A 25,803-nucleotide genomic window follows, 5' to 3' on the forward strand; every position below is an offset into this window, starting at 1 on the left:
ATCGAGGCCACGGCGCCTCCTCGTCACGGATGGTCGCGTTTCTCGTCGGATCAGCCGCCCAGCGTGTCGACGGAAGTCCAGGTTGGGACCCAGGTCCTGCCTCCGTCCGTCGAGATGGCCCAATCCTGCCGGCAGGATTTCGCGGTGATACCGGACCAGACGTTTCGGGTCAGCACGGTCTTGCCGTCGACTTCGTCCATGCCAATGAAGGTGCCCGTGTCGCCCTTGAATTCGCCCACCATCGGCGGGGCCAGCGTCCCGGTCTTGCTGTTCGCGAAGTAGACCCGCCACTGCTGCGTCTTGCGGTCGTACAGGCGCAGCGCGAGGTCCTCGACATGGCCGCCGGGCCCGTCGACTTCGAGCTGGCCCACGTTGGCCCAGTCGTCCCATACGCGATACACCGCATGCGTGCCGCCCAAGTTGCTCCACGCGCCGGGTGCGGACAGCGGATTCAGCACCGCCCGTATCCGGGTCGACCAGCGCCCCGTGTTGAAGTCGAAGCCGTGCTCCGGCCCGGCGCCTTGGGCGTGGGGCACGTCGTAGTCGGGCGCCTTCTTCAATCGGGTGAGTTGCGCCACGAAGTTCGTGACCCAGGTCTTGCCGCCGTCGGTCGAAGAGGCGATCTCGTAGTGGTAGGAGTCCGGCGTGATGTTCGACCAGATGTCGCGTTCGAGGACCTTCTTGCCATCGACCTCGGTCAGGCCATGGAACACGCCGCGCCCGTTTGCGAACGCTCCGTACGAAGGCTCCTGCATGGTGCCGTCGCTGCTGCCGGCGAACTGCTCGCTCCATTGCCCGGACTTCGGGTTGTACAGAAAGAGCGTCAGGCCCTGGAAGTGACCGCCGGGCCCGGAGGCTTCGATCTTCTCCAGGTTGGCCCGCCCGTTCCACAGGGGCTGATCGATCACCGTGCCGGTGAATTTGACCCACGCACCGGCGCCCGAGGCCGTGACATCCCGGCTCTCGATTTCAGTCCGCCACGTACCGAAGTGGAAATCGAAGGCGTGCTGCTGATCGGCACCTTGCACCGCGCCCGCGGCCGATGCCGACGGCCATGCCGTCGTCACCACCAGGGCAAGCAGGCAGGTCCGCAAGATCGTCGTCGTGCACATGAGATTCGTCCTCCTGGATGGAATACGTATCGACATCAATGGACGTAGTTGATCGCGATCGCCGGCGTCAGCGAGCGCGTCGCGTTGTGCCCGCCCACGATCACCCGCGCGCCCAGCAGCACACCGAGGCTGGAGTTGAAGCTGTATTCGACCGCGGGCGCATAACCCCAGGCATCGCTGGAGCCGGCCCGCAGATGCACGGGTGTGGGCAAGGCATCGACCGGATCGGTGGTGCCGTCGACGCGGGTGGCCGCGCCATGGCTGCGGAACAGGTCCAACGCCAGCACCCAGCGGCGGGTGAGGCTGTATTCGAACGAGGTGCCGATGTAGAACGCGTCGCCCGGCCGTGCCGTGCCGCGGAAACCGGGCGCGGTGCCGTAGACGCTGGCGCCGGTCACGTCGGCATCGCCGCTGAAGGTCCGCGTGAGATTGAGCCGCACCCGCAGCAGGCGGCCGTTCGGCATCCAGAAATAGCTTTGCGCGTTGAGGCCCAGCGTGGTGGCCCAGGCGCCGCCGCCCATGCCGTCGCTGGCGCGCGCCAGGTTGTCGTAACGGCCGGTGGGCAGCGTCTCCTGCAGTTGCACGGCGAGCGTGGGCAGCCAGCTGCCTTCATGGAAGCGGGTGAGCCGGTACTGCGCCTGCACGATCTGGTCGCCGAGGCCGATGCCCGAGCTGTTCGGCCCGTTGCTGACGCGGTTGTAGCCGATGATCGGGATCAGGCCTACGGTGAGCCGGTCGGTGAGCCCGTACAGCACGTAGGCGCGCGAGCCGAAGGCATCCGAGCCCTTCGAGGTGACGTCGTAGACGTAGGGCTCGATCAGCATGTGCCCGGTCGGCAGCGTCTCGGCGGAATTGGCCAGCATCGGGCCGGTCCACCAGGCGTCGTCCAGCGCCTGGCGCGGCGGGCTGGCGTCCTGCGCCGCGGCCACGCCGACGCCCAGCAGCCCGGCGCACAGCGCCGCGAGGCGGCGCGCGGTCCGCCGCGCCGTTTTCGCCTGCCAACGCATGACCACCGACACCTCCGCAGTTCGCCCGTCAGGGGCAGACTAGGCAGGCAAGTGGTACGAGCGAATAGCCACCGGGCGAGAACATGACATGACCACTCGGCAAAGCGTGACGAAGCGCGTGCCCACCGGCCTGGTGCCGGCGATCGCGCTGGACGGCGGCGGGCCGATCTACCAGCAGCTGGCGGAATGGTTCCGCCGTGCGATCGCCGAAGGCCGCCTGCGGCCGGGCCAGCGCGTGCCCTCCACCCGCGCGCTGGCGGGCGAGCTGGGCGTCTCGCGCCTGCCGGTGCTGGGCGCCTACGAACAGTTGCATGCCGAGGGCTATCTGGAAAGCTTCACCGGCGCCGGCACCTGCGTGGCGGCGGCGATCCCGCACGAGGGCGCGGGTGCGCCGCAGCGGCGCGCGCCGCGCACGACGCCCGCATCCGCGCCATCGGCGCCGCGCCGGGTCGCCGCGCGGGTGGCGGCGATGGCCGCGCCGCCGCAGAGCTGGCTGGAAAGCCAGGGCGCGTTCCGCGTGGGCGTGCCGGCACTCGATCACTTTCCGCACGGCGTGTGGTCGCGCCTGCTGAGCCGGCACGCGCGCCACGTCGGCGCCGACGCGCTGGTCTACGGCGACACCCTGGGCTACGCGCCGTTGCGCGAGGCGATCGCCGAATACCTGGCGACGGTGCGCGCGGCGCACGCCGGCGCCGGACAGATCCTGATCACCAGCGGCGCGCAGCACGGCCTGCAGATCTGCGCGCACGCCCTGCTCGATCCCGGCGACCGCGCCTGGGTGGAGGAACCCGGCTACCCCGGCGCGCACCAGGCGCTGGGAACCGTGGGCGCCCTGCCCGTGCTGGTGCCGGTGGATGCGGAAGGGCTGGACGTGGCCGCGGGCATCCGTCGCGCGCCGACCGCGCGGCTGGCCTACGTCACGCCCTCGCACCAGTTTCCGCTGGGCGCCACGCTGAGCGCGGCGCGGCGCATCGAGTTGCTGCAGTGGGCCGCGCGCACCGGCGGCTGGATCGTCGAGGACGACTACGACAGCGAGTACCGCTACGGCAGCCGGCCGATCGCCGCGCTGCAAGGGCTGGATGCCGACGCGCGGGTGATCTACGTGGGCACCTTCAGCAAGGTGCTGTTCCCCGCGTTGCGGCTGGGTTACCTGGTGGCGCCGAAGGACCTGCTGCCGGCCTTCCGCGCGTCCCGCGACGCGCTGGATACCTGCTCGCCGATGCTGCCGCAGCGCGCGCTGCACGACTTCATCCGCGAAGGCCACTTCGCACGGCACATCCGCCGCATGCGCGTGCTGTACGCGACGCGGCGCGCGGCGCTGCAGGCGGCGATCCAGCGGCATCTGCCCGGCACATTGCAGGTCGTGGGCGCCGAGGCCGGCATGCAGCTGACCGCGCTGCTGCCGCCGGAGGTGGACGACGTGGCCCTGTCGCTGCGGGCGGCACAAGCCGGCGTGTCGGTACGACCGCTGTCGCCGTGCTATCGCGGCGACGTGAAACGCAACGGCCTGATCCTGGGCTACGGCAGCGTGGATGAGCGTGCCATCGAGGAGGGCGTGCGTCGGCTGCGGCGCTGTCTGTAGGAACGTCTTTGCTCGTCACTCCTGCGCAGGCAGGAGTCCAGTGCCGTTGCCATCGAGAGCATCGAGAGTCGCTGGGGCGACGGTTCTTTCGGCGCTGCCGTAGCGAACAGCGCTCAAGCCACGCCGAACGGCAGCTCGCTCGTGCCGATCACGCGCTCGCCCACCGTTTCGCCGCGCACGAAGGCCAGCGCGGCGTTGATCGTGTCCGGCGCGTCCAGCACGCGGCGATGACCCAACCCCTGCGTGCTGAGCAGGCGTGCGCCGGGCCAGTAGCGGGCGTAGCGTTCGCCCTCGCTCCACGGTACGTCGGTGTCGTCGAGGTCGTGCACGATCAGCGCGGGCTGGCCCAGCGCGGGCAGGCGACGATGCACCTCCAGCTGTTCGACGCTGATGCCGGTGCGGCGCAGCAGCCAGTCGTAGAAGGCCTGGCGCAGGTGCTCGCCCAGCCGCACGAGATGGAAGTAGCGGCTGGCCGCGTCGGCCATGTCGGCGGCGGGCGCCACCAGCACCAGGCGCTGCGCATGCCAGTCCTCGTCCTGCGCCAGTACCAGCGCGGCGCCGCCCAGCGAATGCCCCACCGCCAGCGCGGCCTCGCCGTAGTGGCGGCCCACCGCGCGGATCGTGGCGGTGAATTCGGGCAGCGTGCACAACCGGCCGCTGCTGCGGCCGTGGCCGGGCTGGTCGAACGTCACCACGGCGTAGCCCAACGCGCGCAGGCCGTCCACCCACGGCTGGAAGCGCAGGCCGAAACTGGACCAGCCGTGCGCCAGCAGCGCATACGGTTGGGTGTCCGGGTCGCCCCAGACATAAGTGGCGATGCGCTCGCCACCGATCTGCAATTCGCCGCGCTGCATCGCGGCGCCCTCCGGCGCCGCCAGCGCACGGCTGCGGCTGCTGGCGAACGGCGTGGCGAACAGTCGCGCGGCGCGGTCGGCGGTGCGCTTCGGTGACAACCGGCCACCAAGCATGAAGCCGGCGCGCAGCGCGCCGAGACGCAGACGGGTGGAAACGGAAGCGGCATGCGGGGACATGGGGAGCGCCTCGTGCGGGAAAGGGTCAGGGTTGCCAGCTGCGCCACAGGCGCTCGAATGCCGCGGCGGTGTGGCGCTCGGCCTCGTCGTAGCCGAACAGGCCGCCGTCGTGGTGCAGGCCGAGCAGCAGCGCGTAGATCTCGAACGCGAGCTGGTCGGTGTCGGTGTCAGCGCGCAGGTGGCCCTCGGCCACCGCGTGCGCGATCGCCTTCTGCAGCTCGCGGCGCCAACCGGCCTGCTGCGCCACCACGGCATCGTGCAGCGCGCCGTCGCGGCCGTCGTACTCGCTGGCGGCGGAGAGCAGCACGCAGCCACTCTGGTGCTTGCGCGCCCAGACGAACCAGTGCGCCACGATCGCGCGCAGGCGCGGCAGGCCGCGCGGCTGCTTCAGCGCAGGCAGCAGCACGTTGGCCATGAAGCGCTGCGCGCCCAGGTCGAGCACGGCCAGCTGCAAGTCCTCGCGCGAACCGAAGTGCGCGAACACGCCGCTCTTGGACATGCCCACGTCGGCCGCCAGCGTGCCGATGGACAGCCCTTCCAACCCGTCGCTGCGCGCCAGCACGTAGGCGTGGTCGAGAATGGTGTCGCGGGTGGCGGCGCGCTTGCCGGCGGGAGTTGCGGTTTCCATGGGCCACAAAATAGCACGACCGTTCGTTTTATTTCCAGCCCCGTGACGACCCTCGCACGAACCTGCGCTTATGCTCGGAACTCAGCCCGTCGTAAGGAAGGAAGCCCATGCGCCTGCATCCCCTGCCTGCACTGTTCGCCGCCACCCTGCTCGCCGCCTGCGCCACCTCGCCTACCGGCCGCCCGCAGCTGATGATGGTGTCCGACGACACCATGAGTCAGATGGGCCTCACCGCGTTCAACACCATGCGCCAGCAGGGCAAGTTCGTGGATGCGCCGCGCGAGCGTGCCTACGCCAGCTGCGTCGCGAATGCGCTGATCGCGGTGCTGCCGCCGCCGTGGAACGCGCAGCAATGGGAAGTGCAGATCGTGGGCGACGACAGCGCCAACGCCTTCGCCCTGCCCGGCGGGCGCATCGGCGTGAACCGCGGCATGTTCAAGATCGCCACCGACCAGAACCAGCTGGCCGTGGCGCTGGGGCATGAGCTCTCGCACGTGGTGGCGCGACACGGCGCCGAGCGCGTGTCGGACAACTACGCGGCGCAGGCCGCGGTGCTCGCCGGCACGGCCTACGCCGCCAGCCGCGGCAACGATGCCGGCTATGCCGCCGCGGCCTTGGGCGCGGGCGCGGAACTGGGCATCCTGCTGCCGTTCTCGCGCACCCAGGAAAGCGAGGCCGATGAGCTGGGCCTGCGCACCATGGCGCGTGCCGGCTTCGATCCGCGCGCCGCCGCCACGCTGTGGACGAAGATGGAGCAGCAGGGCGGCGCGAAAGTGCCGGCCTTCCTCTCCACCCACCCCTCGCCCGCGCATCGCGCGCAGACGCTGGCGGCCGAAGCGCAGACGCTGATGCCGACCTACGCACAAGCCCGCGCCGGCGGCCACGCACCGGACTGCCGTTTGTAGAAGCCTGTTTATGATCTCCCCGTGGCTCGCGCCGGGAGCTGTTTGCGCGTAGGCCAAGGAAGAACGATGAAGTGGACGTCCGTCCACGACTGAGTGATGACGCAGGGATGCGGGCAAACGGACCCGGCCCCGGAATTGATGGGTGCAGGGGTTGCCTTGCCGTGGCCGCCATGCGGCAGCGCGCGGCTTGACCCCCGCTTTCGCGGGGGCAGGCTCTACCAGCCGGGTAGGCGCTGCACCATGCGCCACCACCTGACGGCCACGGCAAGGCAACGAGGGCCATGGGGAGGTCATGAACAGGCTCCAAGTGCCCCACCCGGAGCTGAATGCGGCGCGGCACTCGCGTCAACACGCGCCGCAAGGCGGCGTTTTCTGTACCGCACGCCGCCTTTCGCGGCGATCACGGAGAACACGATGCGTCGCAAGTCTTCCGCCCTGATCCTGTCGACCGCGCTGGCGCTGGCGCTGGCCGGCGCCGGATTTGCCGCTACGCCCGCGGCACAGGCCGCGCCGCAGGTGTCGGTCGGCGTGGGCGTGGGAATCGGCGTGGCTCCGCCGCCGCCGCGTTTCGAGCGGGCGCCGCCGCCGCGTCGCGGCTACGCCTGGGCGCCCGGCTACTGGTCGTGGAGCCCGCGCCTGCATCGCCACGTGTGGGTGGGCGGCCGCTGGATGCGCGTGCATCCGGGCTACCACTACATGCCGGCGCGCTGGCAACAGGGGCCGCGCGGCCACTGGCATTTCAGCGCCGGCTACTGGGCCCGCTGAACATGCAACAACCTGCGGCGCGAGCGGCGATGCCACGCCCGTTTCGCCGCAGTTTTCGCCCCCTGGACTCACCGTCGCTTTCCACGGCGCGGCAACGCCATCCACGCTTCACCACACTCAACGAGGGGAACCCATGTCGTCACGTCTTGCAGGTCTGCTGATCGTCTCCGCTGCCGCCGCGGTGGCGGCCGGTTGCGTCGAGGAGCGCCCGGTCTACCACCCGCGCCCGGTGCAGCGCGAAGTGATCGTTGAGCGCCAGGCGCCGCCACCGCCGCCCGAAGTGGTGGAAGTGATCGCGCCGCAACCGCCGCCGCCGCGCATCGTGGAAGTGATGCCGCCGCCGCGCCCCGGCTACGTCTGGGTGCACGCCTATTGGCGCTGGGAAGGCGGCCGTTATGTCGCCACCGCCGGCCACTGGCGCGAGGCGCGCCCCGGCTACCACTACGTGCATCCGCACTGGGAGCAGCGCAACGACGGCTGGCATTTCCATGTGGGTGTGTGGGTGAGCGGTTGAGTCGGAGCATGGTCCGAGGCACCTCGGGTGACGCAGGTCGGGATTCATCCCGACTTGCGTCCCGGAGCGCACGGTCGGGATGAATCCCGATCCACGATGTACCGGCTTTCGATGGTTCCAGGCGCGGTGTCGAAACCACTGCTGGCGCCTGTTGCATCGCAGCCCGCGAGACGAGGCACAAGGACACTGACGGGGACAATATCCCCGCGGTCGGTGACAATCCCGGCAGCAAACGCCAGCCAGGACGCCCGTGCCAGTTCCCTCATCCGCCACAGTCGCAGACGCCATCCAGCCCGGCTTGATGGTCGTGCACGGCAACCACCTGGAAGACCTGCGCGACCTGCTGGTCGAATGGCTGGCGCGCACGCCGCTGGCGCCGCTGGAAGACGAGACGATGCTGGTGCAGAGCAACGGCATCGCGCAGTGGCTGAAACTGGCGCTGGCGCGCCCGCGCGGAGCCGGCGGCATGGGCATCAGCGCGGCGGTGGACATGCAGCTGCCCGGCCGCTTCCTGTGGCAGGCGTATCGCGCCGTGCTGGGCCGCGAGGCGGTGCCCGCCGATTCGCCGTTCGACAAGTCGCGGCTGGCTTGGCGGCTGATACGGCTGTTGCCCACGCAGCTCGGCCACGCCGACTTCGCGCCGCTTCGGCATTTCCTGGGCGAAGGCCAGACCGACCCGGTCAAATTGTTCCAGCTCGCGCAGCAGGTGGCCGACCTGTTCGACCAGTACCAGGTCTATCGCGCCGACTGGCTGGATGACTGGGGGCATGGCCGCGACGTGCTGCGCGATGACTTGCGCGCACGTCGCGAGCCGCTGCCCGCCTCGCAACGCTGGCAGGCGACACTGTGGCGCGCGCTGCTGGAAGATGTCGGCCCCGCACAGCGCGACAGCCATCGCGCTGCCATGCATCGCGCCTTCCTCGCGCACGCCGTGGCGCTGGAGCAACGCCCCGCCGCCTTGCCGCGGCGCCTCGTGGTGTTCGGCATCTCCTCGCTGCCGCAGCAGACGCTGGAGGCGCTCACCGCGCTGGGCCGCGTCTGCCAGGTGCTGCTGCTGGTGACAAACCCGTGCCGGCACTACTGGGCCGACATCATCGAGGACCGCGAGCTGCTCAAGGCCGCGCAGCACCGCCACGCCGGCAAGCCCGGTCTGCCGGAAACACCGCAGTACGAAGAACTGCACCTGCACGCGAACCCGCTGCTCGCCGCCTGGGGCAAGCAAGGCCGCGACTACATCCGCCTGCTCGACAGCTTCGACCGTCCCGATGCCTACCGCCCCCGCTTCGCCGCGCTGGGCCGCGACATCGACCTGTTCGTCGATCCCGGCCGCGACAGCCTGCTGCACCAGGTGCAGCAGGCCATCCTCGACCTCGAACCACTTCCGGCCGATCCCGTGCAACGCCAGCCGCTGATTTCGGGCGACGACTCGCTGCGCTTCCACATCGCGCACAACCCGCAGCGCGAGGTGGAGATCCTGCACGACAACCTGCTCGCGATGTTCGAACAGGCTGCACGCGACGGCAGGCCGCTGGCGCCGCGCGACGTGATGGTGATGGTGCCGGACATCCAGACCTACGCGCCGCACATCCAGGCCGTATTCGGCCGCCTGCCGCCAGACGATCCGCGCTACCTGCCCTGCAGCATCGCCGACCGCCCCGCGCGCGGCGCCGCGCCTCTGCTGGTGGCGCTGGAACAGCTGCTGCGCCTGCCCGAATCGCGCTACGCCGCGGGCGACATCCTCGACCTGCTCGACGCCTCCGCGCTGCGCCGCCGCTTCGGTCTCGACGACGCCGGCCTGCCGCTGCTGCGCCGCTGGATCGAAGGCGCCGGCATCCGCTGGGGCCTGGACGGCGCGCAGAAGCAAAACCTCGGCCTGCCGCCCGAGGAGCAGAACAGCTGGCGCTTCGGCCTGCGCCGCATGCTGCTGGGCTACGCCGTGGGTGACGGCGCATCGCTGGACGGCATCGCGCCCTACGCTGAAGTCGGCGGCCTCGATGCCGCCCTGGTCGGCCCGCTGGTGCTGCTGCTGGATCAGCTCGACCACTATGGCCAACTGCTCGCCACGCCGGCCACGCCCGCGCAATGGGGTGCGCGTCTGCGCAGCCTGCTCGCGGCGATGTTCGACGCCGGCCGCGACGACGACGACGCCGTGCTGTTGCAACGCCTGCACGAGGCGCTGGAGGCCTGGGAACGCGCCTGCAGCGAAGCGGGCTTCGCCGACACGCTCCCCCTGGCCGTGGTGCGCGAGCACTGGCTGGCCGCCGTGGACGAGAACCGCCTGTCGCAGCGCTTCCTCGGCGGCGCGGTGAGCTTCGGCACACTCTTGCCGATGCGCGCCATCCCCTTCCGCGTGGTGTGCCTGCTCGGCATGAACGACGGTGCCTACCCCCGCCGCGCGAATGCGCCGGACTTCGACCTGATGGCCACGCCCGGCCAGCAACGTCCCGGCGACCGCTCGCGCCGCGAGGACGACCGCTACCTGTTTCTGGAAGCCCTGCTCGCCGCCCGCGATGCCTTGGTCGTGAGCTGGGTGGGCAAGAGCGCGCGCGACAACAGCGAACTGCCGCCCTCGGTGTTGGTGGGCCAACTGCGCGACTACCTCACCGCGGGGTGGGTAAAAAGGGGTCAGAGTCGCCTTTCGGGCGAGGCGATCGAATCAGAAACGGACCCGTCATCGAAAGGCGACTCTGCCCCCCTTTTTGCCCTCACCACCGGCTACCCGCTGCAAGCCTTCAGCCCCAGCTATTTCGACGCCGCCAGCGACGCGCGCCTGTTCACCTACGCCGCCGAGTGGCAGCGTGCACGGCAACCCCGCCGCGAAACCGAAGCCGCCCCGCTCACGCCGTGGCCGCGCGAAACACCCTTGAACCTCGCCCTGCTGCAACGCTTCCTGCGCTCGCCGGCCAAGCTCTTCTACGCCGAACGCCTGGGCGTGCATTTCTCCAGCGACGACGATGCCGACACGGACCACGAGCCCTTCGCCCTCGATCCGCTGGAAAACCACCAGCTCACCGACGCCCTGCTGCGCACCGCCATCCACGCCGGCAACGAGGCGCTGGCGCCCGCCGCCAAACGCCTGCACGAACAAGGCGCGCTGCCGCCGGGCAACTTCGGGGTGTTGACGCTGGCGCCGATGGAAGCCGCCGCCGCGCGCGTCGCCACGCGCTGGCACGCGCTGGATGCCCACTATCCACTCACCGGTGAAAGTCACGCGCTGCACGGCGTGGCGCACGGGTTGAGCATCGAGGACGCGCTGGACGATTTGCGCACGGACGACGACGGCGGCCACGTTTGCCTCGTGGCCACGGCGAGCCAGCTCATGCCGGACAAGAAGCTGCGCCACGACAAGCTGCTGACCCACTGGGCGGCGCACTTGCTGGCGAACGCCAATGCGCTGCCCGTCACCACCCACATCGTGGCGCCCGATGCCATCGTGCAACTGCGCCCGCTGGATACCGCCGACGCACAACGCCATCTCGGCGCGCTGCTCGCCGCCTTCGCCGCCGGCCTGTGCGCGCCGCTGCCGCTCGCACGCAAGACCGCGTTCGCCTGGCTGCAGGTCGAGGCGGCAAACGCAAAAGCCCCGCCGGACAAACAGAAGTCCGCCGCCGCCCTCGCAGACGCAACCGCTGCGGTCGCCAGCAGGCACTACGACCACAGCGACGGCGAGCACGGCCGCGGCGAGGTGGACGAGGAGCCCGCCCTCGCCCGCAGTTGGCCCGACTTCGCCGCCCTGCGCGCCGCCGGCTTCGAGGACTGGCTGCACTTGTACCGCCCCCTGCTGGACGCCGCGTGCGTCGTGGACGACGACGCATGAACAGCACGCAAGCGCTCGACCCGCTGCGCCTGCCGCTGGCCGGCACTCAGCTGATCGAAGCCAGCGCCGGCACCGGCAAGACCTGGACCATCGCCGCGCTGTACCTGCGCCTGGTGCTGGGCCACGGCGGCGGCGCGCCGCTGTTGCCCGCGCAGATCCTGGTGATGACCTTCACCAAGGCCGCCACCGCCGAGCTGCGCGAACGCATCCGCACGCGGCTGGCGGAAGCGGCCGAAGCCTTCCGCGACAAGCGTGCGCCCGACGATTTCCTCGCCGCGCTGATCGCCGACTACCCCGACGCCGAGCAACGCGCCCGTGCCGCGCGCCAGCTGGAACTGGCCGCACAGTGGATGGACGAGGCCGCGGTGTTCACCATCCACGGCTGGTGCCAGCGCATGCTCAGCCAGCACGCCTTCGCCAGCGGCGAGGCCGCGGTCAGCGATACCGTGGCCGACGAAGCCGAGCTGTTGGTCGAAGCCGTGCGCGACTACTGGCGCGGCCATGTGTTCACGCTGGGCCGCGAGGCTGCCGCCGTGTTCCTCGGCGCGTGGAAGACCCCGGCGGAGCTGCAAAAGGCACTCGCGCCCCTGCTGCCCCACGCGGATCGCTTGCAGCTGGGCGGCCAGCCACTGCCCACGCCGCGCGAACCGAAGGACCTGCTCGACGTCCCCGCCGGCGCGCTGCACGAGGCCGAGGCCACGGCCCGACAAGCGTGGCTGGCCGCTGTCGACGCGATCGAGGCCATGCTGCTCACGGCCTCGGATACCAAGGTGCTCAAGGGCAACCTGGTCGTTCCGAAAAACCTTCCCTGCCACCTCGCCACCATGCGCGCGTGGGCCCAGGGCGGCGAACTCGGCGACGATACGCTGGCGCGCTTCACGCAGTCGCGTTTGACCGAATGCACCGCCAAGGACAAGCGAACCCCTGCGCACCCGGCCTTTGCCGCGCTGGAACACTTGCAAGCCCGCCGGGCCGAAACCCTGGCGCTTCCTCCGCTGCTGCTCGCCCACGCCGCCCCATGGGTGGCGCAGCGCGTGGACGAAGCCCGCCGCCGGCTGGCCCAGCTCGGCTACGACGACATGCTGAAACGGCTGGACGCCGCCCTGCATGGCGCGGCGGGCGACGCGCTGGCGCGCCTGATCGCTGCGCAATACCCGGTGGCCCTGGTGGACGAGTTCCAGGACACCGACCCGCTGCAGTGGCGCATCCTGCAACGCAACTACGCGGGCATCGAAGGCAAGGCACTGCTCCTGATCGGCGACCCCAAGCAGGCCATCTACGGCTTTCGTGGCGCCGACATCCACACCTACCTCGCCGCGCGCGAGCAGGCCGGCCAGCCGCACTGGACGCTGGGCACCAACCATCGCTCCACTGCGGCGCTGGTCAAGGCCGTCAATCGGGTCTTCCTGTTTGCCGACCAGTACGACGACGGCGCCTTCGGCTTCGGCAAGGCGCTGCCTTTCATCGAGGTGGCCGCCAAGGGCCGCGCGGAGCAACTTCAGCTCGACGGCGAGACCCTGCCCGCCATGCCCATGGCCGTCCAGACGTCCACATCGACACTCAGCTCGGGCGCCTGGCGCGAGAGCATGGCCGAACACGCCGCCGCGCAGCTGGTGGCGTGGCTGAGCGCCGCGCAGCAAGGCCGCTGCGGCTTCGCGGACGAGCGCGGCAAGCTCACGCCGCTGCAGCCCGGCGACATCGCCATCCTGGTGCGCGACCGGCACGACGCCGCGGCGATGCGCGCGGCACTGCGCGCGCGCGGCCTCGCCCACGTCTATCTCTCGGACAACCAGTCGGTGTACGCCAGCGCCGAGGCCACGGAACTGCTTGCCTGGCTTGCCGCCTGCGCCCAGCCCGGCAACGACCGCGCCATGCGCGCGGCGCTGGCCACGCCGTGCATGGGGCAGAGCCTGGCCGAACTGGATCGTCTGAACACCGACGAGGCGCACTGGGAAGCCTGCGGCGAACACTTCCGCCAGCTGCACGCGCTGTGGCAGCGCCACGGCGTGCTGGCGATGCTGCACGACTTGCTGCACCGCTTCGGCGTGCCGGCGCGGCTGCTCGCCCGCGCCGCCGGCGAACGCGCGCTCACCAACCTCCTGCACCTGGCCGAACTGCTGCAGCAGGCCGCCAGCGGGCTGGATGGCGAGCACGCGCTGATCCGCCACCTCGCCGCGCAAATCGCCAACCCCGCCGGCGGCGAGGCCGCCGAGGAGCAGATCGTGCGGCTGGAGAGCGAGGCCGCGCTGATCAAGATCGTCACCATCCACAAATCCAAGGGCCTGGAATACCCCGTGGTGCTGCTGCCCTTCGTCTGCGGCTTCCGCGAAACCAGCGACAAGAAACCGCTGCTGTGGCACGACGCGCACGGCGCGGCGCACTTCGACCTGCGCCCCGATGCCGAGGCCCGAAAGCACGCCGAGGCCGAACGCCTGCAGGAGGATCTGCGCCTGCTCTACGTGGCGCTCACCCGTGCCCGCCACCTGTGCTGGCTGGGCGTGGCCTGCCTGAAGAACGGCAACGGCAAGGCGTCGGAACTGCACAAGTCCGCCTTCGGTTATGTGCTGGCCGGCGGCCTGCCCATCGAGCCTGTGGAGCTGCGCACGCGCGTCGACCAGCTCGCCCAAGGCCAGGACGCCATCCACGTCGCCGAACTGCCCGAGCAGGCCGACACGCAGCGCTACCGGCCCCAGGGCAACGCGATCCAGCCGCGCGATGCACGCCGTTGCACCCGGCCCCCGCACACGCCGTGGTGGATCGCCAGCTACAGTGCGCTGGCCCAGCACGAGGCAGATGCGTCACACGGTGCGCCGGAAACCGCAGGCCAGTCCACGCTGGCCGAAGCCATCCAGACCATCGACGAAGCGACAGCCGCATCCGGCGAGACTGCCTTGCCAGCAGAAACCGTACCCATGGTGGATACCGGCGTTGCCGGTATCCAGGCCAACATCCACGCCTTCGATCGCGGCGCCGCGCCCGGCACCTTCCTGCATGAGCTGCTGGAGCACTGCGCCGAGGAAGGCTTCGCTCGCGCCGCCGCGCCCTCGCCGCTGCTGCTGGAAACCATCGCGCGGCGCTGCCAGGCCCACAACTGGAAACGCTGGATCGCGCCCTTGAGCACCTGGTTGCCCACCCTGCTGCGCACGCCCCTGCCGCTGCCCAACGGCGACACCATGCCGCTGGCCGCGCTCACCGATCCACAGCGCTACCGCGCCGAGCTGGAATTCTGGTTCGAGGCGAATCACGTGCAGGCGCAGGCGCTGGATCGACTCGTTACGACGCATACCCTGACCGGCGCGCCGCGCCCCGCGCTCGCGCCCACGCTGGTCAACGGCATGCTCAAGGGCTTCATCGACCTGGTGTTCGAACACGAAGGCCGCTGGTACGTGGCCGACTACAAGTCGAACTGGCTGGGCCGCGACGCCGGCGCCTACACTGCGGCGGCGATGCGCGAGTCGGTGCTGCAGAGCCGCTACGACCTGCAGTACGCGATCTACACGCTGGCCTTGCACCGCCAGCTCCAGGCCCGTCTGCCCGGCTACGACTACGCGCGCCACATGGGCGGCGTGCTCTACCTCTACCTGCGCGGCGTGGACGGCGCGGGCCACGGGGTGCACCGCGAACGGCTGCCGTTCGTGCTGGTCGACGCGCTGGACCAGCTGTTTGCCAACGGGGGACTTGCCCGTGCACATGCTTGAAGAGCACCCCACCCCAACCCACGATGCTCCCGCCCCCGTGAGGACGTCATTCCCGCGAAAGCGGGAATCCATCGGCTCGACGAGCTTCCACGGCAACATGGATGCCCGCTTCCGCGAACATGACGACCGCAGACAACCGACGTCAGAAGCATGGCACCGGGAGGATGCATCCCCATGAGCACCGATCTCTCCACCCTGCTCGACCGCGCACTGGAACAGCAGCGCCTGCGGCCGCTGGACGTGGCCTTCGCCCGCTTCCTCGCCGAACGCGATGCGCGGAGCGCGCCCGCGCTGCTGTGGCTGGCCGCCGTGCTCAGCCGGCAGCTGGCCGACGGCCATCTGTGCCTCGATCTGGAGCTGCTGTCCACGCTGGCGCAGGAACAGGACTGGCCCGCCGACTGGTGCGCGCTGGCCGACGAGCTGCGCGCCGGCGGCCTACCCGCCTCGCCGCTGCTCGCCGCGAACCGCGCGGGCGAACCGGATAACGCACCGCTGGTGCTGGACGGCACGCGGCTGTACCTGCGCCGCTACTGGAACCACGAGCGCCAGGTGGCGCAAGGCATCCTCGCCCGCGTGACGCGCGCGGAACCGTCGTCGCCGCACCTCGCCGAGGAATTGGCGCGGCTGTTTCCTACCGATCGTAGGAGCGGCTTCAGCCGCGATAACGATGCCGCAAGCATTCCTGTCGCGGCTGAAGCCGCTCCTACGGCCGCTCCTGCAACAAGCCCCATGCCCGACTGGCCGCGCATCGCCTGCGCGCTGGCCGCGCGCGGCGCCTTCGGCGTGATCACCGGCGGCCCCGGCACCGGCAAGACCACCACCGTGGTGCGCCTGCTCGGTCTGCTGCAGACGCTGCAGCTGCGCGAGCACGCGCAACCGCTGCGCATCCGCCTCGCCGCACCCACCGGCAAGGCCGCGGCGCGGCTCAATGCCTCGATCAGCGCCCAGCTCGCACGGCTGGACGTGGACGCGGCGGTGCGTGCGGCGATCCCCGCCGAGGTCGTCACCCTGCACCGCCTGCTCGGTGCGCGGCCGGACACGCGCCGCTTCCGCCACGATGCGCGCAATCCGCTGCACCTGGACGTGCTGGTGATCGACGAAGCTTCGATGATCGACCTGGAGATGATGGCGGCGGTGCTCGACGCGCTGCCCGGCGACACGCGGCTGATCCTGCTCGGCGACAAGGACCAGCTCTCCTCGGTGGAGGCCGGCGCGGTGCTGGGCGACCTGTGCCGCCGCGCCGAAGCCGGCCACTACGACGCCGCCACTGCGCAATGGATCGAAACCACCACCGGCGACGACATCGCCGCCTTCGTGCAGCCCGGCGCGCAACCGCTGGACCAGCGCATCGCGATGCTGCGCGTGAGCCACCGCTTCGGTGCGGCCAGCGGCATCGGCCGGCTGGCGCACGCGGTGAACGCGGGCAATGCGCCCGCCGTGCAAGGCCTGCTGGCTGCGCCGCCGGAAGATCTCGCCTGGTTGCCGAACGCGGATGCCGCCGCACTGGAAGCGCTGGCGATCGACGGCATCGCCGCTTCGCCCGAGCACGGCGACGCGCCTTGCGGTTATCGCCACTATCTCGAATGGCTGCACGCCCATCGCCCCGCCGCCGACGCCGGCGAGACGGCGCACGAAGCCTGGGCCCGTGGCACGCTGGAAGCATTCAACCGCTTCCAGCTGCTGTGCGCGCTGCGCCGCGGCCCGCACGGCGTGGAAGGCCTGAACCGGCAACTCGCTGCCGCGCTGCGCGCGCGCGGGCTGATCGAAAGCGAGCACGGCTGGTACGAAGGGCGCCCCGTGCTGCTCACCCGCAACGACTACGGCCTGGGCCTGATGAACGGCGACATCGGTCTGTGCCTCCGCCTGCCCGCCGCCGACGGCAGCGGCGGCACGCGATTGACCGTGGCCTTCCTCGCCACCGACGCGGATCGTGCGGGCGGCACGCGGCTGCGCTTCGTCGCGCCCTCGCGCCTCGCCGACGCGGAAACCGCCTGGGCGCTCACCGTGCACAAGTCGCAGGGCTCGGAGTTCGAGCACACCGCCCTGCTGCTGCCGCCCGAGCCGAACGCCGTGCTGACGCGCGAACTGCTCTACACCGGCATCACCCGCGCCCGCCGCTGGTTCAGCCTCGTCGGCAACGCGGCGGTCATCGAGCAAACCATCGACCGCCGCACGCAGCGCCACTCGGGGCTCGCGGCGCGGCTGCAGGGGGATTGAGTTCGGAAACCTGTCCCATGCCTCCGCATGGGACGGGCTCTCACCAGCAACCGGCCGTGGCCGGCTCGCGTGCACCGGTCTGGTCTAGCGAGAGTGTGCTGCACTGGCTGTCACGGCTGGCCTGCGCGCCCTGCGGTGTGGCCGTCAGGCGATAGCTGGCCGCCGCAATCGCCGACGTGGTGTAGCTGTAGTCATTGCCGGTCCGCGCTGCCGACGCGCAATCCAGCACCAGCGTCCCGGCGGAAACCGGGTTCGCCACCGGTGTGGTGCTGGTGTCCTGGTCATAGCGCAGGTTGGTCGTGTAGTAGCGCTCCATGTAGTTCGCATACTCCGACAGGCAGGCCTGCGCCGCCACGCGCTTGGTCTTGACGACATGACGCGTGTACGAGGGAAACGCGATGGCCGCCAGGATCGCGATGATCGCCACCACGATCATCAACTCGATCAGGCTGAAACCGGAACCGCGCGCCATCTTTCGATGACGCCCGATCCACCTGCCCATGGACGCAAGACTTTTCATCACTCGTTCCTCAATGGACGATCAGCTCGCGCCAGGACACGCGCTGCAGTGCGCCGGTCGAACTCGCGGTCTGGGTGCTGGACGTGCTGCCGTTGTCGAAGCTGGTCAGCATCGCGCTGCCGACGAAGATCGGATTGTTCGGCAGCGAGCTGAACCCGATGCCCGCGGCCGGCTTGCCGTCGATCGTGTCGTTGGAATCCACCTTGCCGTCGCCGTTGAGGTCGAAGAACGGCTGTGACGGATTGGTGCCGGTGAACGGATCCAGCGCCAGAATCCAGCCCCTACCGGACGGGTTGCAGGGATCGCTGGCCTTGGGAATGCGCGTGGTGCCCAGCAGCAGGTTGCCCTGGAACTGGTTGGGCGTGACCATGCGTTCGCCCTCGGCACCGGCGATGGGTGACTTCAGGTCGATGTACCAACCCGACTTGCCGGTGATCGACGCATCCGCCGCAGCCGCCTCGCCCAGCGTGGTGACGGCGCGCGCGTTGCCCGCTTCGGCCGTGATGGAACGTTGTACGAGGTTGGCGCTGCGCGTCATGCCCGAAGTCACCGCCAGCCCGCTGGTGCCGGACTGCACGATCAGGCCGTACCAGCTCTGCACGCTGGTATCGGTCAGGTCCGTCGTGCTCAGGTAGCGACCGGTGCCGAAGAACACCCACGTGTTGCCGGTGGCGGGATCCTTGCCGACCAGCATGCCCGCGGTGATCGGCTGCACCTTGTTGCTGGCATCTTTCGCGACGAAGATCTTCACGCCATCGCTGTCCGGCGTCGCCGTTGCGCTGGTGCCGCTGGAATCATTGAGCGTGAACGACCACACGTTGCCGTTCGCGTCGCCCGCGTAGGCCACCGTGCTGATGCCGTTGCCCGACGGATCCATCCACACCGCCGGTGCGGCCAGGCCGCTGGTGTCGGTGGTGGCGTGCGCATGCAGGGTGCCGTTCGCAAGCTCGAATTGCAGCAGCGCCGACTTGCCCGCTGCACTGTTGTAGCCATTGCCCATCAGTACCGACCAGCTGCCATTCGCGGTCTGGGCAATCACCGGCTTGCCGGACATCTGGCCGATGTAGCTGCTGTTCGTCAACCCATCGCTCGCCGAACGCTCCCACAGGAATTTCACATCGGCTGGATCGGTGACGTCGAGCGCGTACACCGCCTTGGCGACGCCCCGCCCGGTGCTGCCCACCAGGACCGTCTTCCAACCTGCCGGACTGCCGATATAAACATCGGCCACGGTCAGCTCACCGTCGTTGAAGAAACCGTGCGCCACTGCGCTGCCATAGTCCGGGCTCGCCAGCGCGCCCAGGCCGGCCGTGATCACCGCGCCCGGCAGATAAGCGAACTTCTCGGCACCTGTGCCCGCGTCAATGCCGTGCAGCATGCCGTCATTCGCCGCCACGTAGACCGTGCCGGCCCGACCGCTTTGGTCGCTCGCGTATTTCGCGAACACCGTCGAGCCGGTGAAGCTCTCTGTATAGAACTGGTTCGCGTTCGGTGCGCCCACATAGACCGGTTGCGAGTTGACGATGTCGCCCACTGGGGTGTCGCGGTTGCGGTAGCTGCCGCCGTTGGACTGTTCCTTCGAGGCATCGCCGCGCAGGTAGTTGATGAGGTCGGCCTCGCTCGTCGCTGTGCCTGCCACCGAACCCAGGGCCGTGTGCTGGGCCGTGGACAGCGCCGGCAGCGCATTGCCCGCACCCAGCTTGAACGCCACGAACTGGCTGCCCGCCGTGGCTGCCGGATTGAACGTCATGATGTTGCGACTTGCCAACGTGGGCAGCTTGGTCGATGCGGTCCAGGTGGGACTGGTGGCGATCGCGCCGGTGGACGAATCCACCGCCAGCGACTTGAGGTCACCCTTCCATTTGGCCGTCCAGTAGTTCGCCTGGTAGGCCACCGTGCCGGTCTGCAGCTGCGTGGAGTTCGCGGCCAGGCTCGCGCCAGTACCCACGCGCTCGGCGGCGCGCTTCAGGGCTTCCTTGAGGCCGTTGGCGAAATCCTCGGGACTCTTGGCTGAGTAGAAACCGCCATGGCCGTTGACTGCAGCGTGCGCGAGATCGGCAATGTTGGCGATGTCATCGCTGCTGGGCTGGGGCCAGGCGAATCCGCCGATCGCCTTGCTGCTGTCGCCATTGGCCCAGGCGAAGACTTGGTCCATCGGGATGACCGGACCACCTTCGTAGTAAACCGGCGAAAAGCCCATGCCCAGCGTGAACGTGGTCATGTGCTGCCAGAACGCCGGATCCTCCACATTGGCCGGCACCTCGTTTTTCGTATTCGGGCGCAAATCCGTCTTCCAGTACTTCATCGCCACATCGGCAAGTGTGTCCTGGGTGCCAGCCGCATCCGTGTAGTTGAACGTGCACCGACCGCCCGAGTAATAGCCATCGCTCCAACCGTTGAGCGATCCCGTGATCGATTTGTACTGCTGCTGGCACGCAGCCTTGCTGCTCTGCTTGGCCGAATACGCCTTCGTCTGCGACCCGTCCGCATAGGGCAATTGGGCCTTGTAGGCGAACTTCTGCCCGTTCTCGCCCTGGATCTCGCCCGGTCCGTCGACGCTGTCCTGCTCACCAATACCCGCAGGTACGCTCCCATTCCAGAAACCATCCGTTGTCAGGATGGTGTAGGACTGGCGGCAGGCCAATTCCGAACTGCCCGCAGCGGTGCCGTTGTCCGGATCCGAACTCATCCCGGACCACGGCTGGTCCGTCTGGTAGTACTTGCCGACCGCATTCAAGGCCTGTTGTAACGGCGTGGCGGAATTGGCTTTGCCGCTGCTCACCCACTTCCAGAAATTGGCTTTCTGCGTAACCGACGAACCGTCGCCGAAGGGCTTGACCGTGGCCATGACGTTGCCGTTGCTGCCGTTCGTCCAGGTCGCACCGGACGCACTCGGCAGATTGCCATCGTTGTTGCCATTGATGGAACCGAAACCCACGCGGAATGTCGCATCCAAGGTGGCGAACGCGTTCATCAGCCCGCTCTTGGCCATCAGGATGCGTGTGCGGTAGTACGAGAACCAGTTGGCCACGTTCTGCTGAGCCGAGACACTATCGTCGCAGACCGCCTTCTGGGCATCAGGAAGGCTGGCGCAACTTCCCACCACACCGACGTAATTCTGGGTGTTTTTCGTGCCGGTCGTATAGGTGAAATAGTACTTATTGGTCGTCGTGCTTTTCGTGCACTGTGAACCGTTCACGGTGTCGCCGCTGTCGCAGGCAGGGACATTCGGTGCGTAATAGGTGTAGGCTGGGTTCTTGGTGGTACCACTGTTGTGCTGGCACTTGCCGCTGTTTGCCCCGCTGGTTTGCAGCGCATCCCCCGAAGCACACGCCATCGTCGCCGCATAGGTGCTCGTCGTCACGATGGCAAACATCGTGTAGTACGGGAATTTGGTCTGATATGGGCTCGAATATCGGGTCACGTCCGTCGTGCTGGTATCGAGAAAGCCGTCCTTGTAGGCGCTGGTCAACCCAGGTGAATTCGGATAAAACGTGCCGTCGGCCTTGGGCGGTGGCGAATAGGTCACGCTGGGGTTGTAGTAGGTTCCGTTGATGCCGGCGTTGCGCACAGCGTCATTGGCGGTGCTGCTCAAATAGCCCCAGTCCGGCATGTAATCCCAAGCCATCGACCCCGAATCGTCCAGCATCAGCACCAGGTTGGGCGGCAACGAACGCTGGATGATCAGCGGCGACTGGTCGACGCTGACGGTGGCCGCCATCGCAGGTGCAATACCCGCGATGCATACCAGCAGGCTGGTGGCGAGCAGGTTGGCCAGGAACTTGGCGGCCTTGCTGCGCAAACGGGACACGATGCTCATGGCGGCTCGCTCTTCGGAATGGCGCGGCATGGAACGGCCCATGCGCCCGGTCGGACTCGTGGAAGGCATGCGGGGTCAGCCCTGCCTGACCATGGCCTGCAGCACCACCACGGCGCGATCGCCCACCAGGGCAGGATCGCCGCTGCGCGCGGTGACGCGGTAGTACACGGCGGTGGTGGAGGTGCCTTGGGCGCCGTAATTGTGGGAGTTGGCACTCTGGCCGTAGCCGGTGCTGGTGCTGGGGTTGTACCAGTTGCCCATGTTCTCGATGACGTACTGCGGCTGGCTGGCTGCCAGCGTGCCGGCATCGAACTGGCCCGTGCCGGCGCCCTTGGCGACCGTGATGATCTTGGAGGCATCAAGGTTCGGGTCGTCGAACGGGTTGCCCTGGCAGAACACGCCACCTGCCTGACAGTTGCGCGCGATGTCGCCGGGGTTGCTCGCGATGAGCGCCGTGGCGGCGCGCATCGCCGCCTCGGCGCTCTGGAAGGCGACCTGCCGGTCGAAGTGGTTAGCGGCCATCCGCTGCTGCATGATCGTGCCGCGCACCGCGGCCAAGCCGACGAGTGTGATCACCACCAGCAACAGCAGCGCCACCACCAGGGCGACGCCACGCTGTGCCGCGCGTCGTGGCATGGGTTGATGGCAGGACGAACGGATGGTCGTTGCGGTGGGCATGTCAATTCACCCGGTTGCGTACGGTGGTGGTGGCGGTGAAATTGCGCTGCAGGGGCTTGGCATCGGTGCCGGCGTGCTGGTCGGCGCTCTCCAGCCACAGGCGCACCTGCACGGCATCGACCTGCGCCCAGTTGCTCACGCCGCTGGCCGCCACGAAGCCGGTATTGCCCGACTGGTGGTAGGCGATGCTCATGTTGGTCACCCCGCGCACCATTTCCTCGGCGGTAGGCGTGGGCACTCCGGCGTTGTTGGCCAGGCTGACGCGATACAGCGACCGGCCCTTGTCCGGGTTGTTGCCCACGTACCAGTCGGCCGCACGCAAGCGGGTGATCTGCGCATTCGTGGCGAACACATAGCTGGCGCTGCTGCTGCAGACGGTGGGGTAGTTCAGGTCGGTGGTGCAGTTGCCCGGCGAGCCGGTGGCGCCCACGTGGCTGAGCGTGGTGCCGCCCAGTCCGGTGATCTGCACCAGCGTGGCGTGGTCGGGATCGCACACGACCATCACGTCGCCGGTTTTCAAGTCAGTGCTGGCCTCGTTGAGGGTGAACGTGGCGGCTGGCTCGGCATTCGCCTTCACGCTTGCGCCCACGCCCTCGCCGCCCAGCAACGCCAGGGAATCGGTGCCGCTCACCCGGTTCCTCTCCGCCGTCCCGGTGGTCACGGCCGGATCGGTCTGGCTGCCGCCGTAGCCCACCACCGCGTGGTTCCAGTTCGCCCACCAGGCGCTGCCACCGGCGGCCGGACCGTTGTTGAGCACGTTCGCAACCCGACCGTCGTTGCTGCAGCCGGTGAGGCCGGCATCGCGGATATCCCGCGCCATCATCTCGAAGGCGATGCGGGTGTTGTCCTGCACGTCACCCAGCGCGAGGTTGGTGCGGTGCGCACGCTGGTTGGCGAGGAACACGCTGGTGACGCCGGCGATCACGACCAGGCCCAACAGCATCGCCACCATCAGCTCGATCAGGGTGAAGCCCGCAAGCGGATGGCGTTTCATAGCATGGCCCTGGTGGCAACGGTCTGGACGTTGCTGCCGCCCGTGCCGGCACGGCTGTCGTCGAAGGTGATGGTGACGGTGCAGTCGGCGGTGTTACCGGCATCGGTGCAGGACACCTGGCCGGTGGTGCTGTCCACCGCGCCCAGGCCCTGGGCCAGCTGCGCACACCACTGCCCGAGCTGTACGTCGGCCATCGCGCCGGTCGCATCCGGGCAGGCACTGGCCGCGAGCGCCGAGCTGCCGGTGCGGTTGTAGCTGCCGGCCCGGGCACTGCCGACATCCGCGCGCATGGCGTCGAGGATCGAGTAGCTGGCGATGGTGGCCAGACTGCGCGCCATCGCGCTGTTGCTGGTGGCGAGCGAGCGAGCCTGCAAGGCCGCCACCCCGAGGAAGGCGACGGAAAGCACCAACACGGCAACCAGCACCTCGATCAGACCGACGCCGGCCTGACGCACGCGTGGGCGCAACGTGTGCCGCACGGGAAGGCTGGTGCGGCTCATGGGCAGTCTCCGCTGGTGGTCGTGGTGGCGAGGATCGAGCCCGCCGTCATGGTGATCCTGCGGTGGTTGTCGCTGCTCATCTGGCTGGTGCAGATGTCCGCCACCAGATCGTTGAAAGGCGAACTGGTGCCCGCCTTGCGGGCTTGTCCCTGCGCGGTGAATTGCAGCGCGGTCACATCTCCGTTGATCCGGACCGGCTCGGCGAGGCTGACCGCACCAGCGAGCACCGGGCTGGCTGCGCCGCCACGCATGGCCCAGACCGCGCCGGTTTCCGTGCCGCAGGCGCTACCGAGCGTCTCGCTGGTGTTGGCGCTGGCCGAGTTGCTGCAGAACTGGGTGCTGGCGTTCCGCTTGACCGCCTCCATGCGCGCAACGCTGATCGCGTTGACCAGGTCGTTGGCGGCGGTATTGAGCCGGTTGGAAAGTGTGATGCTCTTGAAGCTCGGCACCGCGATCATGAGCAGGACCGCCGCCACCGCGACCGTGATCATCAGTTCGACGATGGTGAAGCCACGCTGGGAACTCCACGCGGTTGCCTGGCCACCGACTGCACGGCCCCCGCGCGCCTCGCCCGACAAGATGCCCCATGACTGCGGCTGGACCTGCATGATCACTCCCCTGAACCCATGGATTCGCAGGTTAGTGACGCAAGTTAATTCGTCAAGTATTTGCGATGACGAACGGCAAGAACTTGCCGACAGACGGCATGCCGGCGTCGCGAAACCTGATCACCGTCACGCATCCGGCTCCGATTGGGATGCGCCGCGGGCGGAATTCAAAAGATGTTCTGCCGGCCGCTCAGCCTTGTCGCCCCCGCGCAGGAAAACCGCAGGCACCCCGGACGACAAAAGGCCCGCATCGCTGCGGGCCTTTTGTCGTGACCTGGTGCCGGAAACAGGAGTCGAACCTGCGACCTACGCATTACGAATGCGCCGCTCTACCAACTGAGCTATTCCGGCGATGGCGAGCCGCGAAGTTTACGGGGCGGCCGGATGGGGTGCAAGCCGGATCAGCCCGCCATCGGGCCGCTGTCGACGACGCGCAGTTCCTTGGGCAGGGCGAAGGTGATGGTTTCCGCCTCGCCGTCCAGCTCGCGCACCGCGCCGGCACCCCAGGATTGCAGGCGGGCGATCACGTCGCGCACCAGTTTCTCGGGCGCGGAGGCGCCCGCGGTGAGGCCGATGCGGCCCACGCCATCCAGCCAGGATCGTTCGATGTGTTCCGCACCGTCGATCAGGAACGAGCGCACGCCCTGCTTCTCGGCCAGCTCGCGCAGGCGGTTGGAGTTGGAGCTGTTAACCGAACCCACCACCAGCATCAGGTCCACCGCGTCGGCGAGCCGGCGCACGGCGTCCTGGCGGTTCTGCGTGGCGTAGCAGATGTCATCCTTGCGCGGCCCCTCGGTGTCGGGGAACTTCGCGCGCAGTGCAGTAATGATCGCCTTGGTGTCGTCCACCGACAGCGTGGTCTGGGTGACGTAGGACAGCAGATGCGGGAACTTCGGCATCAGTACCGCCACGTCCTCCACCGATTCCACCAGCAGGATCTCGCCGCTGTTGGCGGGGTTCCACTGGCCCATCGTGCCTTCCACCTCGGGATGGCCGGCATGGCCGATCAGCACCACGCTGCGGCCGATGCGGCCCAGCCGCGCCACTTCCATGTGCACCTTGGTGACCAGCGGGCAGGTGGCGTCGAACACCTTGAGGCCGCGCTGCTCGGCCTCGCCGCGCACGGCCTTGGAAACGCCGTGGGCGCTGAAGATCACCGTGGCGCCGTCGGGCACCTCGTGCAGTTCCTCGACGAACACCGCGCCGTCGTGGCGCAGCTTGTCCACCACGTAGCGGTTGTGCACCACCTCGTGGCGCACGTAGATCGGCGCGCCGTACGACTCCAGCGCCCGTTCGACGATGGCGATGGCGCGGTCGACGCCGGCGCAGAAACCGCGGGGATTGGCGAGCAGGATGTCCATGAAAGCACCAGCAGAACGAAACCGGTGTAGGAGCGCACCCTGTGCG

Annotated in this window: 18 protein-coding genes and 1 tRNA gene; 7 read left to right on the forward strand and 12 right to left on the reverse strand. The window is 68.9% G+C overall.

Annotated features, from left to right (window positions below; translation table 11 throughout):
• Positions 1-50: 50 nt before the first annotated feature.
• Together AB7878_RS02680 and AB7878_RS02685 are read right to left on the reverse strand one after the other, a co-directional pair.
• The gene (locus AB7878_RS02680; protein ID WP_369492875.1) at positions 51-1,112 is read right to left on the reverse strand and encodes a hypothetical protein; all 1,062 of its coding nucleotides are present in this window, start codon (positions 1,110-1,112) and stop codon (positions 51-53) included.
• Between the two features lie 35 nt (positions 1,113-1,147).
• Complete coding sequence (locus AB7878_RS02685; protein ID WP_369495706.1) at positions 1,148-2,119, reverse strand: transporter; 972 nt, start codon at positions 2,117-2,119, stop codon at positions 1,148-1,150.
• A gap of 88 nt (positions 2,120-2,207) precedes the next feature.
• Here AB7878_RS02685 and pdxR point away from each other — a divergent pair, with 88 nt between their 5' ends.
• Positions 2,208-3,701 carry a MocR-like pyridoxine biosynthesis transcription factor PdxR gene (pdxR, locus tag AB7878_RS02690; protein WP_369492876.1) on the forward strand — a complete coding sequence of 498 codons (1,494 nt, stop codon included), beginning with the start codon at positions 2,208-2,210 and terminating at the stop codon, positions 3,699-3,701.
• Between the two features lie 113 nt (positions 3,702-3,814).
• On the opposite strand, the gene AB7878_RS02695 is transcribed toward pdxR, so the two are convergent.
• A complete protein-coding gene (locus AB7878_RS02695) occupies positions 3,815-4,732 on the reverse strand; it encodes an alpha/beta fold hydrolase (protein WP_369492877.1) in 918 nt (305 codons plus the stop codon).
• A 25-nt stretch (positions 4,733-4,757) separates the two neighbouring features.
• Complete coding sequence (locus tag AB7878_RS02700) at positions 4,758-5,360, reverse strand: TetR/AcrR family transcriptional regulator (RefSeq protein ID WP_369492878.1); 603 nt, start codon at positions 5,358-5,360, stop codon at positions 4,758-4,760.
• A gap of 107 nt (positions 5,361-5,467) precedes the next feature.
• On the opposite strand from AB7878_RS02700, the gene AB7878_RS02705 reads away from it, so the two are divergent.
• The 6 genes from AB7878_RS02705 (at position 5,468) to recD (ending at position 17,276) form a co-directional block, all read left to right on the forward strand.
• Positions 5,468-6,265 (forward strand): M48 family metallopeptidase, encoded by a 798-nt coding sequence (locus AB7878_RS02705; RefSeq protein WP_369492879.1) that lies wholly within the window; start codon positions 5,468-5,470, stop codon positions 6,263-6,265.
• A 414-nt stretch (positions 6,266-6,679) separates the two neighbouring features.
• A complete protein-coding gene (locus AB7878_RS02710; RefSeq protein WP_369492880.1) occupies positions 6,680-7,030 on the forward strand; it encodes a hypothetical protein in 351 nt (116 codons plus the stop codon).
• Between the two features lie 133 nt (positions 7,031-7,163).
• Positions 7,164-7,544: a hypothetical protein gene (locus AB7878_RS02715; RefSeq protein WP_369492881.1), complete on the forward strand. Its 381-nt coding sequence runs from the start codon at positions 7,164-7,166 to the stop codon at positions 7,542-7,544.
• A 301-nt stretch (positions 7,545-7,845) separates the two neighbouring features.
• A complete protein-coding gene (gene recC, locus AB7878_RS02720) occupies positions 7,846-11,361 on the forward strand; it encodes an exodeoxyribonuclease V subunit gamma (protein ID WP_369495707.1) in 3,516 nt (1,171 codons plus the stop codon).
• On the forward strand, positions 11,358-15,059 hold the full coding sequence (recB, locus tag AB7878_RS02725; RefSeq protein WP_369492882.1) for an exodeoxyribonuclease V subunit beta: 3,702 nt from the start codon (positions 11,358-11,360) through the stop codon (positions 15,057-15,059). The genes recC and recB overlap by 4 nt, the downstream gene beginning before the upstream one ends.
• 174 nt (positions 15,060-15,233) lie before the next feature.
• Positions 15,234-17,276 carry an exodeoxyribonuclease V subunit alpha gene (recD, locus tag AB7878_RS02730; protein WP_369492883.1) on the forward strand — a complete coding sequence of 681 codons (2,043 nt, stop codon included), beginning with the start codon at positions 15,234-15,236 and terminating at the stop codon, positions 17,274-17,276.
• 40 nt (positions 17,277-17,316) lie between these two features.
• On the opposite strand, the gene AB7878_RS02735 is transcribed toward recD, so the two are convergent.
• The 8 genes from AB7878_RS02735 to ispH all read right to left on the reverse strand — a co-directional run bounded on the left by AB7878_RS02735 (position 17,317) and on the right by ispH (position 25,757).
• A complete protein-coding gene (locus AB7878_RS02735; protein WP_369492884.1) occupies positions 17,317-17,748 on the reverse strand; it encodes a type IV pilin protein in 432 nt (143 codons plus the stop codon).
• 58 nt (positions 17,749-17,806) lie between these two features.
• The gene (locus AB7878_RS02740) at positions 17,807-21,616 is read right to left on the reverse strand and encodes a pilus assembly protein (RefSeq protein ID WP_369492885.1); all 3,810 of its coding nucleotides are present in this window, start codon (positions 21,614-21,616) and stop codon (positions 17,807-17,809) included.
• Between the two features lie 75 nt (positions 21,617-21,691).
• Positions 21,692-22,294: a pilus assembly PilX family protein gene (locus AB7878_RS02745; protein WP_369492886.1), complete on the reverse strand. Its 603-nt coding sequence runs from the start codon at positions 22,292-22,294 to the stop codon at positions 21,692-21,694.
• Position 22,295: 1 nt separating this feature from the next.
• Complete coding sequence (locus tag AB7878_RS02750) at positions 22,296-23,288, reverse strand: PilW family protein (protein WP_369492887.1); 993 nt, start codon at positions 23,286-23,288, stop codon at positions 22,296-22,298.
• Positions 23,285-23,788, reverse strand: a complete 504-nt coding sequence (gene pilV / locus AB7878_RS02755) for a type IV pilus modification protein PilV (RefSeq protein WP_369492888.1) — start codon at positions 23,786-23,788, stop codon at positions 23,285-23,287. Before pilV ends, AB7878_RS02750 begins: the two co-directional genes overlap by 4 nt.
• Positions 23,785-24,396, reverse strand: a complete 612-nt coding sequence (locus AB7878_RS02760; protein WP_369492889.1) for a GspH/FimT family pseudopilin — start codon at positions 24,394-24,396, stop codon at positions 23,785-23,787. The genes pilV and AB7878_RS02760 overlap by 4 nt, the downstream gene beginning before the upstream one ends.
• Positions 24,397-24,671: 275 nt before the next feature.
• A tRNA-Thr gene (locus AB7878_RS02765) sits at positions 24,672-24,747 on the reverse strand.
• Positions 24,748-24,797: 50 nt separating this feature from the next.
• Positions 24,798-25,757 carry a 4-hydroxy-3-methylbut-2-enyl diphosphate reductase gene (ispH, locus tag AB7878_RS02770; RefSeq protein WP_369492890.1) on the reverse strand — a complete coding sequence of 320 codons (960 nt, stop codon included), beginning with the start codon at positions 25,755-25,757 and terminating at the stop codon, positions 24,798-24,800.
• Between the last annotated feature and the right edge of the window lie 46 nt (positions 25,758-25,803).

The sequence above is a fragment of the Rhodanobacter humi genome, assembly GCF_041107455.1.
GTDB lineage: Bacteria > Pseudomonadota > Gammaproteobacteria > Xanthomonadales > Rhodanobacteraceae > Rhodanobacter_A.

Bases quoted from the DNA above. Each gene is read 5' to 3' on its own strand.
- AB7878_RS02760 (WP_369492889.1), bottom strand. From the start codon at position 24,396: ATGCAGGTCCAGCCGCAGTCATGGGGCATCTTGTCGGGCGAGGCGCGC.
- AB7878_RS02715 (WP_369492881.1), top strand. From the start codon at position 7,164: ATGTCGTCACGTCTTGCAGGTCTGCTGATCGTCTCCGCTGCCGCCGCG.
- AB7878_RS02700 (WP_369492878.1), bottom strand. From the start codon at position 5,360: ATGGAAACCGCAACTCCCGCCGGCAAGCGCGCCGCCACCCGCGACACC.
- AB7878_RS02740 (WP_369492885.1), bottom strand. From the start codon at position 21,616: ATGAGCATCGTGTCCCGTTTGCGCAGCAAGGCCGCCAAGTTCCTGGCC.
- AB7878_RS02735 (WP_369492884.1), bottom strand. From the start codon at position 17,748: ATGGCGCGCGGTTCCGGTTTCAGCCTGATCGAGTTGATGATCGTGGTG.
- AB7878_RS02705 (WP_369492879.1), top strand. From the start codon at position 5,468: ATGCGCCTGCATCCCCTGCCTGCACTGTTCGCCGCCACCCTGCTCGCC.
- AB7878_RS02685 (WP_369495706.1), bottom strand. From the start codon at position 2,119: ATGCGTTGGCAGGCGAAAACGGCGCGGCGGACCGCGCGCCGCCTCGCG.
- recD (WP_369492883.1), top strand. From the start codon at position 15,234: ATGAGCACCGATCTCTCCACCCTGCTCGACCGCGCACTGGAACAGCAG.
- recB (WP_369492882.1), top strand. From the start codon at position 11,358: ATGAACAGCACGCAAGCGCTCGACCCGCTGCGCCTGCCGCTGGCCGGC.
- ispH (WP_369492890.1), bottom strand. From the start codon at position 25,757: ATGGACATCCTGCTCGCCAATCCCCGCGGTTTCTGCGCCGGCGTCGAC.
- pilV (WP_369492888.1), bottom strand. From the start codon at position 23,788: ATGAGCCGCACCAGCCTTCCCGTGCGGCACACGTTGCGCCCACGCGTG.
- AB7878_RS02680 (WP_369492875.1), bottom strand. From the start codon at position 1,112: ATGTGCACGACGACGATCTTGCGGACCTGCCTGCTTGCCCTGGTGGTG.
- AB7878_RS02750 (WP_369492887.1), bottom strand. From the start codon at position 23,288: ATGAAACGCCATCCGCTTGCGGGCTTCACCCTGATCGAGCTGATGGTG.
- pdxR (WP_369492876.1), top strand. From the start codon at position 2,208: ATGACCACTCGGCAAAGCGTGACGAAGCGCGTGCCCACCGGCCTGGTG.
- AB7878_RS02745 (WP_369492886.1), bottom strand. From the start codon at position 22,294: ATGCCCACCGCAACGACCATCCGTTCGTCCTGCCATCAACCCATGCCA.
- recC (WP_369495707.1), top strand. From the start codon at position 7,846: ATGGTCGTGCACGGCAACCACCTGGAAGACCTGCGCGACCTGCTGGTC.
- AB7878_RS02710 (WP_369492880.1), top strand. From the start codon at position 6,680: ATGCGTCGCAAGTCTTCCGCCCTGATCCTGTCGACCGCGCTGGCGCTG.
- AB7878_RS02695 (WP_369492877.1), bottom strand. From the start codon at position 4,732: ATGTCCCCGCATGCCGCTTCCGTTTCCACCCGTCTGCGTCTCGGCGCG.